At 41.8% G+C, this 12,534-nt stretch carries 13 protein-coding genes and 2 pseudogenes; 14 read left to right on the top strand and 1 reads right to left on the bottom strand.

The window, feature by feature from the left end:
- Positions 1–490: 490 nt before the first annotated feature.
- From AC5FEC_RS04390 to kphA, 6 genes are all read left to right on the top strand, one after another.
- Positions 491–1,129: a hypothetical protein gene (locus AC5FEC_RS04390; RefSeq protein WP_149517250.1), complete on the top strand. Its 639-nt coding sequence runs from the start codon at positions 491–493 to the stop codon at positions 1,127–1,129.
- A gap of 96 nt (positions 1,130–1,225) precedes the next feature.
- The gene (locus AC5FEC_RS04385) at positions 1,226–1,720 is read left to right on the top strand and encodes a YkgJ family cysteine cluster protein (protein WP_493661413.1); all 495 of its coding nucleotides are present in this window, start codon (positions 1,226–1,228) and stop codon (positions 1,718–1,720) included.
- Positions 1,721–1,802: 82 nt separating this feature from the next.
- A complete protein-coding gene (locus tag AC5FEC_RS04380) occupies positions 1,803–2,636 on the top strand; it encodes an AraC family transcriptional regulator (RefSeq protein WP_493661412.1) in 834 nt (277 codons plus the stop codon).
- A 90-nt stretch (positions 2,637–2,726) separates the two neighbouring features.
- Positions 2,727–3,413: a pyrimidine 5'-nucleotidase PynA gene (gene pynA / locus AC5FEC_RS04375; protein WP_037617506.1), complete on the top strand. Its 687-nt coding sequence runs from the start codon at positions 2,727–2,729 to the stop codon at positions 3,411–3,413.
- A gap of 124 nt (positions 3,414–3,537) precedes the next feature.
- A complete protein-coding gene (gene rpsP, locus AC5FEC_RS04370; RefSeq protein ID WP_005590447.1) occupies positions 3,538–3,810 on the top strand; it encodes a 30S ribosomal protein S16 in 273 nt (90 codons plus the stop codon).
- Between the two features lie 19 nt (positions 3,811–3,829).
- Positions 3,830–4,069, top strand: coding sequence for an RNA-binding protein KphA (gene kphA / locus AC5FEC_RS04365; protein ID WP_005590445.1), 240 nt, complete (start codon positions 3,830–3,832; stop codon positions 4,067–4,069).
- Between the two features lie 112 nt (positions 4,070–4,181).
- Here kphA and AC5FEC_RS04360 read toward each other — a convergent pair whose 3' ends face one another.
- On the bottom strand, positions 4,182–5,126 hold the full coding sequence (locus AC5FEC_RS04360) for a polysaccharide deacetylase family protein (RefSeq protein WP_217473008.1): 945 nt from the start codon (positions 5,124–5,126) through the stop codon (positions 4,182–4,184).
- A gap of 133 nt (positions 5,127–5,259) precedes the next feature.
- On the opposite strand from AC5FEC_RS04360, the gene AC5FEC_RS04355 reads away from it, so the two are divergent.
- The 8 genes and pseudogenes from AC5FEC_RS04355 to AC5FEC_RS04320 all read left to right on the top strand — a co-directional run bounded on the left by AC5FEC_RS04355 (position 5,260) and on the right by AC5FEC_RS04320 (position 12,267).
- Positions 5,260–6,546, top strand: coding sequence for a homoserine dehydrogenase (locus AC5FEC_RS04355; RefSeq protein WP_217473009.1), 1,287 nt, complete (start codon positions 5,260–5,262; stop codon positions 6,544–6,546).
- Between the two features lies 1 nt (position 6,547).
- Positions 6,548–7,414, top strand: coding sequence for a homoserine kinase (gene thrB, locus AC5FEC_RS04350; RefSeq protein WP_493661411.1), 867 nt, complete (start codon positions 6,548–6,550; stop codon positions 7,412–7,414).
- A 248-nt stretch (positions 7,415–7,662) separates the two neighbouring features.
- Positions 7,663–8,463, top strand: coding sequence for an SDR family oxidoreductase UcpA (gene ucpA, locus AC5FEC_RS04345; RefSeq protein WP_493661410.1), 801 nt, complete (start codon positions 7,663–7,665; stop codon positions 8,461–8,463).
- A gap of 425 nt (positions 8,464–8,888) precedes the next feature.
- A complete protein-coding gene (locus tag AC5FEC_RS04340) occupies positions 8,889–9,443 on the top strand; it encodes a GNAT family N-acetyltransferase (RefSeq protein WP_493661409.1) in 555 nt (184 codons plus the stop codon).
- A gap of 110 nt (positions 9,444–9,553) precedes the next feature.
- A pseudogene (locus AC5FEC_RS04335) lies at positions 9,554–10,110 on the top strand (HAD hydrolase family protein); the annotation flags it as partial.
- Positions 10,096–10,239, top strand: a pseudogene (locus tag AC5FEC_RS04330) (putative immunity protein); the annotation flags it as partial. The pseudogenes AC5FEC_RS04335 and AC5FEC_RS04330, both read left to right, overlap by 15 nt.
- Positions 10,236–11,585: a TrkH family potassium uptake protein gene (locus tag AC5FEC_RS04325; protein WP_493661408.1), complete on the top strand. Its 1,350-nt coding sequence runs from the start codon at positions 10,236–10,238 to the stop codon at positions 11,583–11,585. The pseudogene AC5FEC_RS04330 and the gene AC5FEC_RS04325, both read left to right, overlap by 4 nt.
- A 10-nt stretch (positions 11,586–11,595) precedes the next feature.
- Complete coding sequence (locus AC5FEC_RS04320; RefSeq protein WP_493661407.1) at positions 11,596–12,267, top strand: potassium channel family protein; 672 nt, start codon at positions 11,596–11,598, stop codon at positions 12,265–12,267.
- The last annotated feature ends 267 nt before the right edge of the window (positions 12,268–12,534 follow it).

Here is a 12,534-nt window from a genome sequence, read left to right as displayed (position 1 = left end):
TCGAGGCTGTCGGATGTAGGTGTATTATTGGATTTTGCCTATCTATTTTGCCAACTGTTACAGCATTCTTATCGAATAGCATTTCAAGGACAAGTATTTTATTATTTGCTTTCCAATCCTTCTTTTTATCCGTTGTATAGTGCCTCTGGGATGTGTGAGTTAAAAGTGAAACTTTCTTTTTAACAAATCTTAAAAAGAAGTAGTTTATCAACTTGAGAATGTTCTGAAAGAGCTTGTAACAAAAATGCCAGAATCAAGCCAGAGTTGGTAGTTCTGACAAAAATCAAATCTTTAGTCAGGTCCATAGGGGCTAAAATCGGAAGTGCAGAAATCAATTGAGAATATTATTTATCGCAGCGTATAGCTTACACTACAATAATGCTCCTTGTCTTTAGTTATCAGATTAGACAGTAAATATTTTTTGCAAATGGATAAATATGGTAAAATATAGTTATCGGTACAATTTACTCTTTTGGAAAGGAGTTTTTCTATGAAAAAGAAATGGTTTTTACTGCTTATGATGGGCTTAATAGGCTTGACATTGAGTTCTTGTGTATTATTTCCTAGAAAAAAGGGTGGAGTTAAGTCGTCTTCAACGAGTGAGACTTTCTCTTTAAGAGGTGATAGCAGCTCAAGCTCTAGTGCGGATGATAGTTTGGTCACTGCAGAAACCAAACGTGTCGGTTCAGATGACTATGGCTACATCAGCATTCCAAAGAACTGGGTTAAGTTTACTGATTTAGGTGGTGGAGACAGTATCCAGTATACAGATGGTTCCGGCTACAACATTGTCAGCATGAATGCCTATACGAAGGAAAAAGCTAATATTGGAGAAGGTGAGGATTTCACGGCTGAGACAATCGCAAATCGCATATATTATAACTGGAGTGAGAATAAAGAGGCGGAGAAATTTTGGGGAGCAAAAACGACTGTTTCAGGAAATGATGCTTATCAAGTAAATGTCAATATGAAATCTGGTCAATACCTCACTAGCTGGATTTTCAAACAAAAGGATAAGATCTATCTCATCTCCTTTGAAGGGGATTCGGATACTCTCGGTAAATTCGTTTATTATATTGAATACACTTGGGATGAAAAGCTAGAAGAGTCAGGAAAATCGAATATCTAAAAATGAAACAGCAGTTTTTATTAAAAGCTGCCGTTTTTTTATTTTATGGTATAATGCTAAGTGTCAAATGCCTATGAATAGAGAGAATGAGAGATCATGCCTCAAGAAATTGACCTTGAAAAATACCATCAGCTAGCCCTGCAAAAACAGAAAGAGCACCGAAAATTTTTAGCCAGTCTCAAGAAAAAGCCACCAAAAGACCTCGATAAGATTGCCCAGCAAATCCATGATGAAGTCTTTGAGGAGATTGACTGTACAGCCTGCGCCAATTGCTGTAAAACTCTGGGGCCAGACTTTAAGGAAGCCGACATTGTCCGCATTGCCAAGTATTTCAAGATGAAGCTGCCAGCTTTTGAAGAGGAATTTCTGCAGGTGGACGAAGACGGTGACAAGGTTTTCAAGGCCATGCCTTGTCCTTTTTTAGGTGGGGACAATCTCTGCTCGATCTACGATGTCCGTCCCAAGGCCTGCCGAGAGTTCCCTCATACAGACCGCAAGAAGATTCATCAGATTAATCATCTGACAATCAGAAATACCCTGACCTGTCCAGCGGCTTATCTCTTTGTGGAGAAGCTGCGGGATAGGTTGTAAAATCCCCTATAAATCTTGTACAAAAATTCTAGGGCAGGAGAATACTAGGTTTGTTAAACTATAGTCAGGAGGTAAAAAGATTATGATGCATCAATTCAATCGAACCATGGAATATCTGGAAAGTAAGCTAGACGCAGAAGTGGATTTGCAGCAATTCCAGCAGCTGTCAGGCTATTCTTATGCTCTCTTTAGCAGGCTCTTTTCTATTCTAGCAGATATGACTTTAGCAGAATATCTACGCAATCGCAGGCTGTCAGAAGCAGTGACAGACTTGCGGAAAAGCTCTGAGAAAGTCATTGACATTGCGATGAAATACGGCTATGACTCTGCGGATGCTTTCAGCGCAGCCTTCAAGAAATTCCATGGTGCGACCCCCTCAGAAGTTCGAAATGGAAAACCTTATCGGGTCTTTCCTAGACTTCAATTATCCTTAAAGATTACAGGAGGAAAGAACATGGATATCAAGATTCAAAAGAAACCTGCTTTTACCGTGGCAGGCGTCCTATTGGAAGCTATTGACAATAGCCAGTGCCCGTCTGCATGGGAGCAGCTCTATGCAAATCACAGCTTTGAAAGCCTAGAAAGTCTGAGCAGTGGCCAATCCTTTGGCCTCTGCTCTGATGTTAAAGAAGGTGAAATCATTAATTATATGGCTGCTTATGATGTGACGGATAAAGCGAAAGCAGAAGAACTAGGTCTGTCAATCAAGGAAATCGCAGAAGCTGAATATGCTATCGTACCAGTCAAAGGCGCTATACCAGCCAGTATCCACCATGCTTGGAAATATGTTTTGGAAGTCTTTTTCCCAGAAACTGGCTATCGCCACTCAGGAGCACCAGACTTTGAAGTTTACACCGAGGGAGACATGTCCTCGCCAGACTATCAAATGGAACTCTGGATACCGGTGGTGAAATAGATTAGAAACCAGCCGTTCTTTTTTGAGCGGCTGGTTTTTTATGCATTGTGGTATAATGAAGCTACTACAGTTACAGAAAGGATTTCGATTTTGTCATACAAATTTCTACTTTTCGACCTTGACCATACATTGCTGGATTTTGATACGGCAGAAGACATCGCGCTGACGCATTTTTTGGAGGAGCAGGGCGTGACGGAGATTCAGAGCTACAAAGACTATTATATTCCCATGAACAAGGGGCTTTGGCGGGAACTGGAGCAGGGTAAAATTACCAAGCTGGAGCTGGTCAACACTCGCTTTTCTCGTCTTTTTGCTCATTTTGGCATTGAGAAGGATGGCGCCGAGTTGGCCCTCCTTTATCAGCAGCATATTGCTCAGCAAGGACAAACTTACGCTGGTGCTAGCGAGCTTTTGGACAGTCTGACAGCAGCTGACTATGAGATTTACGGAGCGACCAATGGCATCACTGCTATTCAGACCGGCCGCATGGCCAATTCCGACATTTCTCCTTATTTTAATCACATTTTCATCTCTGAAAAAATGGGAACTCAGAAGCCTGAAGCTTTATTTTATGAAAAAATAGCAAAGCAGATACCAGATTTTGACCTGTATCAGACTTTGATGATTGGAGACTCCTTGACAGCAGATATTGCTGGCGCCAATAATGCAGGTCTTGATTCTATCTGGTATAATCCCAAAAAGCTGATGAACAATAGTAGTGTTCATCCGACTTATACCGTGTCCTCCTATGAGGAAGTAAAAAAATTGCTGCTTTGAAAAAATTTCAACTCTGTCAAGAAAAAAACTTGACAGCTGTTTTTAATCTGCTATAATAGAACATGTGCTAAATAGCTTAGCTATTTCACCGAAAGAAAAAATAAAGAAAAGAGACATTTTAAAAATGGCAGTAAAAATCCGTTTGACTCGTATGGGTTCTAAGAAAAAACCTTTCTACCGTATCAACGTTGCAGATTCACGTTCACCACGTGACGGTCGTTTCATCGAAACAGTTGGAACTTACAACCCACTTGTTGAAGAAAACCAAGTGACTTTGAAAGAAGATCGCGTTCTTGCATGGTTGGCTGATGGAGCTCAGCCTTCAGATACAGTTCGCAACATCCTTTCAAAAGCTGGTGTTTTGAAGAAATTCCACGATTCAAAATACTCTAAATAATAGAAGTGCAGGTTGATATATGGACACGATTGAAAATCTCATTATTGCGATAGTGAAACCTTTGATTTCACAGCCAGATGCCTTAACTATCAAGATTGAAGATACACCTGAGTTTTTAGAGTATCATCTTGATCTTGATCCAAGTGATGTTGGACGTGTAATCGGTCGTAAGGGGCGTACTATCTCCGCTATAAGGACGATTGTTTACTCTGTCCCAACCGAGTACAAAAAAGTACGCATCGTCATTGATGAAAAGTAAAAGCAACGAAAATTCGTTGCTTTTTTAAGTGGGCAAAAGAGGCTCTTCAATCATTTGCTACTGTTGATAAAAAGTTTTTAAAAAGCTGCTTCATATAGAGCAGCTTTTTAATCTAATTCGTTGCGATTTCATTTAATAAATCGTCAGCGGTGGTTGTTGGATTGATGCGAACACGATTGAGTGAGAGTAGACCATCAGCAAGTGAGGCGAGGCCGTGATTGGTTGTTACGCCCATCTTATAGCCGAGACTTTCAGCTATTTGCAGAGTAGTATCGCTGTAGCGTCCGGATGGATAGGCAACAGTTGTGGTGTTTTGTGAGAGATTGTTATCCAAAAAGGCTTTTGAATCTCGTAATTCAGTGGTTTGCTGATCAGCTGATGTAGCAGAAAGGTCAGGGTGGTTGACAGTATGATCCTCAAAAGACATGCCTTGTGCTTTCATCTCTTTCATCTCTTCCAGAGTCAACATATCCTCTCGACCTGCTTCGACAAATCCAGTGATGACATTGTTAGTGGCCTTCATCTGGTACTTTTGAAGCAGCGGGAAGGCATTAGTGTAAAAGTCTTTCAAACTATCATCAAATGTCAGCCAGACTACTTTTTTATTTTCAGGCAGGACATTTTCTGTCAAAACTTTGTAGGCTTCATCGGGAGTTAAAGTATAATACCCAGCTTCTTTCAGAGCTTGCAAGTGGCTTTCAAAAGTGCTAGGATCTACAATTAAACCTGCATTTGCAGCCTCAGAGGGATCCATTACATGGATAGCATGGTACATCAAAATTGGAATTTTGACCGGCTGATCCTGCTTTACCCATTTTACGGTTGAAGCCTTGCTCGAATCATCTTCATTTGTGACATTAGAAGCAGGTGTAGAGGTAGATTGCACTGTCTGACTACCTTCAGTGGTCTGTTTGTTGAAGGAGAATTTGGTATTCCAAAGATAAAATCCTCCTATGACCAAAACGAGGAGTAAGAAGAGGTTGAATATAGCTAAAAAGATAGCTCTTTTCTTAGCTTTGCGTCTTTGCATGCGATTTCCAGTGTGTTTACCTGCCATAATATCTCCTTCTAATCTTATGAACTTTTAAATTTTTACCTATATTATAACAAAACTACAAATAGATTTGTAGGCATTTCTATATAATTTTGTTATAATATTTTTTATATAAGAAATATTCAAGGAGTTCTTCATGTCTGTTAAAATTGCTTTACTTGGTTTTGGAACGGTTGCCAGCGGTGTTCCTTTCTTACTGAAAGAAAACGGAGAAAAGATTGTTCAGGCTGCCCATTCAGAGATTGAGGTAGCTAAGGTCCTAGTTAAGGATGATGCTGAAAAGGAACGTCTCTTAGCTGCTGGGAATGATTTCAACTTTGTGACCAATGTGGATGAAATCTTAAATGACGACGAGATTGCTATTGTAGTGGAGCTGATGGGGCGGATTGAGCCAGCTAAAACCTTTATTACACGTGCACTCGAAGCAGGTAAGCAAGTGGTAACTGCCAACAAGGACTTACTGGCAGTTCACGGTTCAGAATTGTTAGATATTGCTCAGAAAAATGGCGTTGCTCTCTACTATGAAGCAGCTGTTGCAGGCGGTATCCCAATTTTGCGTACCTTAGTCAATTCATTAGCGTCTGATAAGATTACTCGCGTTCTGGGGGTAGTCAATGGAACTTCTAACTTCATGATGACCAAGATGGTAGAAGAAGGCTGGTCATACGAAGCTGCCCTTGCAGAAGCACAACGCCTAGGATTTGCTGAAAGTGATCCGACCAACGACGTTGATGGAATTGACGCAGCCTATAAAATGGTCATTCTCAGCCAATTTGCTTTCGGTATGAATATCCAGTTTGAAGATGTCGGCCACCAAGGTATTCGCAATATCACGCCTGAAGATGTCGCAGTTGCTCAGGAATTGGGCTATGTGGTTAAATTAGTTGGATCTATCGAGGAAACACCATCCGGAATTGCAGCTGAGGTGACACCTACTTTCTTGCCTAAAGCACATCCCCTAGCTAGCGTAAATGGCGTAATGAACGCTGTCTTTGTCGAGTCAATCGGTATTGGAGAGTCCATGTATTACGGTCCAGGTGCGGGTCAGAAACCAACTGCTACCAGTGTTGTTGCAGACATCGTCCGCATTGTCCGCCGTCTAAATGAAGACACTATCGGCAAAGCCTTCAATGAATTTAGTCGTGAGCTAGTTCTGGCTAAGCCTGAGGATGTGAAGAGTAGCTATTATTTCTCTATTTTGGCTCCAGATGCTAGAGGTCAAGTCTTGCATTTGGCTGAAATTTTCAATGCTGAGGAAGTATCATTTAAGCAGATTCTTCAAGAAAGCAGCGATGGCGAAACAGCTCGTGTGGTTATTATCACACACGCTGTTAGCAAAACTCAGCTAGAAAATGTAGTGGCTAAGTTGCGCGAGGTACCAGAGTTTGAATTGCTCAATACCTTTAAAGTATTAGGAGAATAAGATGAAAATTATTGTACCGGCAACTAGTGCCAATATTGGGCCTGGCTTTGACTCAGTTGGTGTCGCTGTCTCCAAATATTTGGAAATCGAAGTCTTGGGGGAGAGTCAGGAGTGGGTCATTGAGCATGACCTGAATCCTAGAATTCCGACGGATCGGCGCAATTTGCTCATTAAGATTGCCCTGCAATTAGCACCAGACCTTCAGCCTCGCCGTCTGAAAATGACCAGTGATATTCCTTTGGCGCGCGGTCTCGGTTCTTCCAGCTCCGTTATCGTAGCAGGAATTGAACTGGCTAACCAGTTAGCAAATCTTAACTTGTCTAATCATGAAAAGTTGAAAATTGCGACAAAAATCGAAGGTCATCCTGATAATGTTGCTCCTGCAATCTACGGGAATTTAGTGGTTGCTAGTTCTTTCCACAATCAGGTCTCAGCAGTTGTATCAGACTTTCCAGAGGCTAGCTTTATCGCTTTCATCCCTGATTATGAGTTAAGAACATTTGAAAGCCGCCGTGTACTGCCAAACCGTCTTTCTTATAAGGAAGCAGTTGCAGCGAGCTCTATAGCAAATGTGGCCATTGCAGCGCTTTTAAAGGGAGATATGAAAACAGCTGGTCGTGCCATTGAATCAGATCGGTTCCATGAAAGATACCGCCAGCCGCTCATCAAAGAGTTTTCTGATATCAAATTTTTAGCCAGAAAACAAGGAGCTTTTGCGACCTATATTTCGGGAGCCGGACCAACAGTGATGGTCTTATCTCCGCGGAACAAAGCTGAGAAGATTTACAAACTAATCAAGGAACAGGGCTTTGATGGGCAAGTCTTCCAGTTGCAAGTGGATACTCAAGGTGTACGTGTAGAAGAGTAAAAGCGATCTAGAGAATATTCATAGATTTCGTTGCTGTAATAGCTGACAAATTTTAACATTGAGAGAGAAGGCAGCTTCTCTCTTTTTTATAGTTCAATATGACTCATTTAAGTCCTTAACAAAGCTTTTATATGATAGTATTCATTGAATATTTCATAGTCTATTAATATTTGACAAAGGCATTTCTTTAGACTACACTTAGGTTGAAAACGTTTTTCTTATACTATTATTTAGAAAGGATGTTGAAAATGGCGAAATTAGATAATAAGGTAGCTTTAATCACAGGAGCTGCTGCTGGACTTGGAAAAGGGATTGCCCTTGTTTATGCTAAATATGGGGCGAAATGTTGCTTGATTGATCTTGATTCAATAGTGCTGGAAAAAACGGCTCAAGAACTTCGAGATTCTTATCAGGCAGAGGTCATTACTTTTGTCGGAGATGTATCAAAAAAAGAGGATATGGAAGCAGCGGTGAGAGAGACAGTGAAGCAATTCGGTTCTTTGGATATTGCATGTTGCAATGCCGGTGTTTGTCAGTTGGCTCCGTTTGAGGAAATGAGTGACCAAATGAGAGATTTCCATATTGATGTGAATATTAAGGGTGTTTGGAATACCTGTCAAGCTGTTATCCAACCTATGCTCAGGCAAGGAAAAGGTGCAATTGTCATTGCTTCTTCAGTGACAGGAGACATTGTAGCTGATGCTGGAGAAGCGGCCTATGCTATGACTAAGGCAGCTCTTGTCGGTTTGACAAAATCTTTGGCTGTTGAATATGCAGAACGTAATATTCGGGTTAACTGCACTCAGCTCGGCTATGCTCGTACACCTATGGTGGAAAAGATGGCAAAAGAGTCAAATCCTGACGATCCAGAAAGTGTTATCAATGACATTGCCCGTGGTGTACCAATGAAACGTCTAGCAAAACCAAAAGAGGTTGGTGAACTTTTTGCATTTCTAGGAAGCGATGAATCCTCTTATTTAACAGGTTCTCAAGTTGTTATTGATGGAGGTAGTACTTTGCCGGAAACCATGAGTATGGGGACAAATTAGAAAATTAAGAATTTGTATTTATGAAGGTAGCTTTAGCAGACGAAGGGTTATCAATCAAAAAATTCAAAAGGTGTTGGAATTGTTACTGTGATTTCAACATCTTTTATTTTATACAGAGGAAAGCGATAACCTAAATCCTGAGCATCCATGATTATGATTCCTTACTACTACAGAGTTGATGTTAAACAAATAACCCCCTTGTCCAGATAGTTACAGTAGAAAGTGGTGGACCCCCCAAGGATGAAATCAACAGACTAATGACCGATCAGGGAGGTTTCCAGTGCAGGTTAGTGTAGGCAAGTAAATAATCAATCAGCAAGCCAAGATATTTCCCTTGGTTTTTATGAACTCTTGCCAACTAGTTTGCTCGTTTTTGAAACCCTTTGCAAAATTTGTTATACTATCAATAGAAAAGGAGTGATTTTATGAGTTTAACCAGCCAGCTTATTACAGCAGATTTTCCGGATTTGGACAAAGTAGAAGCCTTGAATATTGAGGCTTTTCCGGAAGAGGAGAGGGTGCCGCTCAGTGAGTTTTTGCGTTATGAAGATCAGGAAGAGGCTAATTTTTTCGCTTTTTATCATGAAAATGAGTTTGTTGGATTTGCTTTTGCTATTTCCAATGAACAGGCTTTTTATGTCAGTTTTTTTGCCATTATGCCCCACCTACGCAGCCATGGCTATGGTGGAGAAATCATTGATAAGCTGGTAAATTTTTATCAGCGAACCATGCTCTTAGAGATTGAGCGTCTGGATGAGCCTTGTGACAATCCTGAGCAACGCCAGGCTCGCTGGGACTTTTATCAGCGTAAGGGATTCCGCTCAGCCAATGCTTTTTTGGAATATGACGATCTTAGTTTTGAAATCCTTTATCGAGGAGAATCTTTTGACGAGAATGCCTATCGAGATATCTTCCGTCGCCTTCAGGAGGAGCATTATTTCGACTTTGAAATCAAGCACAGACGTTTCAGCGACTACTAAAAGTAGAGTTTATTGGTAGAAACTGTCGCCTTTGCTTAAGAAAAAGGATGAAAGTAAAGTTATAGTTCAGCTTATTTAGAAAAATAATTGAACAGTAAGGAAGATAAATCATGGATAAGGATATTAAACTAGTGGCAGTAGATGTGGATGGAACCTTTGTCCGTTCAGATTATACTTATGATGTGCCACTCTTTAAGCGAATTTTAGCTGCGATGCAGGAAGTCGGCTGTCAGTTTGTGGTAGCCAGTGGCAACCAGTATTATCAGCTACGGGATCTTTTTCCTGACTACTATGATGAGCTTTCCTTTGTGGCGGAAAATGGGGTTTTGTCAAGGACCGAAAGGACCTGCTTTTTACGGCTGATATGCCTAAGCAGGTTGTTCACGAGGTGATTGACATCTGTCGCCAGTATCCTGAGATAAAGAATGTCCTCTGCGGGCTAGAAAGTGCCTATTGCGAGCGAGGGACAGTCAGTCAAGATTTTTACGAGCTGACCAATCATTACTTTCATCGGCTGCAATGGGTAGATGATTTCAAGGACGTCCAGGATACTATTCTTAAGTTTTCCCCGACAGTGCCAGCGGATAAGACCTATGACTACTATGATCTCTTTCGAGAAAAGCTAGCTGGGAAGGTCGAGCCGACTACCAATGGCCATGCTATTGTCGCAGTAGATTATGCCATCAAAGTTAGAAACTTGCAGAGTCCAGATGATTTGCAGCGGGCTGTCAAGGAAAGAGAAGGGCAGATAGAGCTAGCCTCTGCTTTTATTAGATCAGGAAAGGAAACTTTATGAAGCATTTATTTTCACGCTTGTCACCAGCGCAAAAGATTATCTTGTCTTTTCTTCTGGTGATATTCTGTGGCTCCTTGCTACTCAGTCTGCCTTGGGTGCAGACGGCAAGTTCCCAAGCGGGCTATCTGGATCATCTTTTTACAGCTGTCTCGATGGTCTGTGTGACAGGGCTTTTTACTCGATCGGTTGTGGATACATACAATGTCTGGGGCCAGCTCCTTTGTATGCTGCTTATTCAGATTGGTGGATTGGGAATCCTGACTTTTATCGGATTTTTCACCATGGAAAGTCGGAAAAAGCTCAGCCTCAAGGATCGCTGTATTCTACGGGATAGTTTTAGTTATGGGCACAATCGTACCTTAGGTCAATTTGTCCGTTCGATTTTTATCACGACTTTTACTATCGAAGGACTGGGTGCGCTCCTTCTCATGATTCGCTTCATTCCCAAGTTTGGTCTGAGAAAAGGGATTTTTAATTCTATCTTTTTAGCCGTTTCTGCATTTTGTAATGCGGGCTTTGATAATTTTGGCAATGATAGTCTACTAGGCTTGCAGACAGATGTTTTGGTCAATATCACCTTGGCTCTCCTCATTATTACTGGAGGACTTGGCTTTATGGTTTGGTTTGACTTGGCGACTAAATTGGGAGGAAAACAGAAGGGGCTGCACTTTCATACTAAGGTAGTCTTGCTGCTGACTGCTGGTCTCCTCGTTTTTGGGACGGTCACGAGTCTCTGGACGGAGTACAATAATCCTGGAACGATTGGCAATCTTTCCTTTGGCGATAAGCTACTGGTTAGCTTTTTCCAGACAGTCAGTATGAGGACAGCTGGCTTTGCTTCCATAGATTATACGGCTGCTCGTCCAGTAACCCTGTTTATCTATCTGCTCCAGATGTTTCTAGGAGGGGCTCCGGGGGGTACAGCGGGCGGTCTGAAAATTACGACCTTCTTAGTTCTTTTGCTTTTTGCCCGAAAGGAAATTCTGGGCTTGCCTCATACCAATATGGGGCGGAGGACACTAGCTCCTCAGCTAGTGCAGAAGGCTTTTGGTGTGACAGTGATTTTTCAGCTGACATTTCTGCTTGGTCTTTTGGCTCTTGGGCTAGTGACCGATAGCAGTCATCGCTTTATTTACCTGATATTTGAGACTGTGTCGGCATTGGCTACAGTTGGTGTCACGGCAAATATCACTACCAGCCTCAATACAGCTGGTATGATTGTGATTATGTTGCTAATGTTTATTGGACGGGTGGGGCCGCTGACTCTTATGGTCAGTCTCAACCATTATCAACCGAAGAAGGCTGCAACCTTGCATTACAGCAAGGCGGACATTATGATTGGATAGGAGAAAAGAAATGGCAAATCAAACAGTTGGAATCCTCGGCTTGGGGATTTTTGGACAGAGTATCATTGAGGCCTTGATTTCTCAAGATGTAGAAATCATTGCGATTGATAATCACGAAGAGACAATCAATCAGTATGAAGACATGATTGCCGTCGGTGTGATCGGGGACATTACCGATATGGAGCTTTTGGAGGCGGCAGACGTTGGGTCCTGTGATACGGTGGTCGTAGCGACGGGAGAAAGTCTGGAATCCAGCGTCCTAGCGGTCATGCACTGCAAGGCATTGGGCGTAAAAAATGTCATTGCCAAGGTCAAGGATGAAGTAACCCAGCAGGTGCTGGAAAAGGTAGGAGCTGATCTAGTTATCCTGCCTGAAGTGGAGGCTGGTATTTCATTGGCTAAGACCATTCTCTTTAACCATTCGATTGAGGTCTTCCAGCTGGATGACGATGTAGTGGTGGCTGAGTTTGAACTGCCTGCTAGCTGGGTCGGGAAAACAGTTCGTGATGTAGACGCCCGTAGGTTGTATCATCTTAATATTATCGGCTACCGTTTGAAAAAAAATCAGCCTTTGGAAAGCCAGTTTACCCCAGACTTTGTCTGGCCAGAAGGAGTCAGCATTATAGCTGTGACTGATAACCAGCATTTGGATAATTTACGTGAAATAGTGAGTAGCAGCTAGGATAATTCCTCTTCGCTGGGAGTCCAACCGATTCTAACTAGGCATTCGGCACCTTTCTATTATATGAATAAAAAATCGATACATAGAGAGGGGGACAGAAATCGGTAATTCTTTAGAATTCGATTTCGTCGTCCCACCTACGCACAGTTGAGTAGGGCTGTAAAAGCTGATGAAATCAGCGTAGTAGAGCCCACTCAACCACTGCGTCTTGCTCGACAATCCAAAGACAATTGAGAGGCTAGGACTTTTTATACGAAAACTCAAAAG

It is taken from the genome of Streptococcus sp. STC1396 (assembly GCF_058933875.1).
Note: the sequence above shows the minus strand (reverse complement) of the source record. Positions and strands in the feature narration are given on the sequence as shown.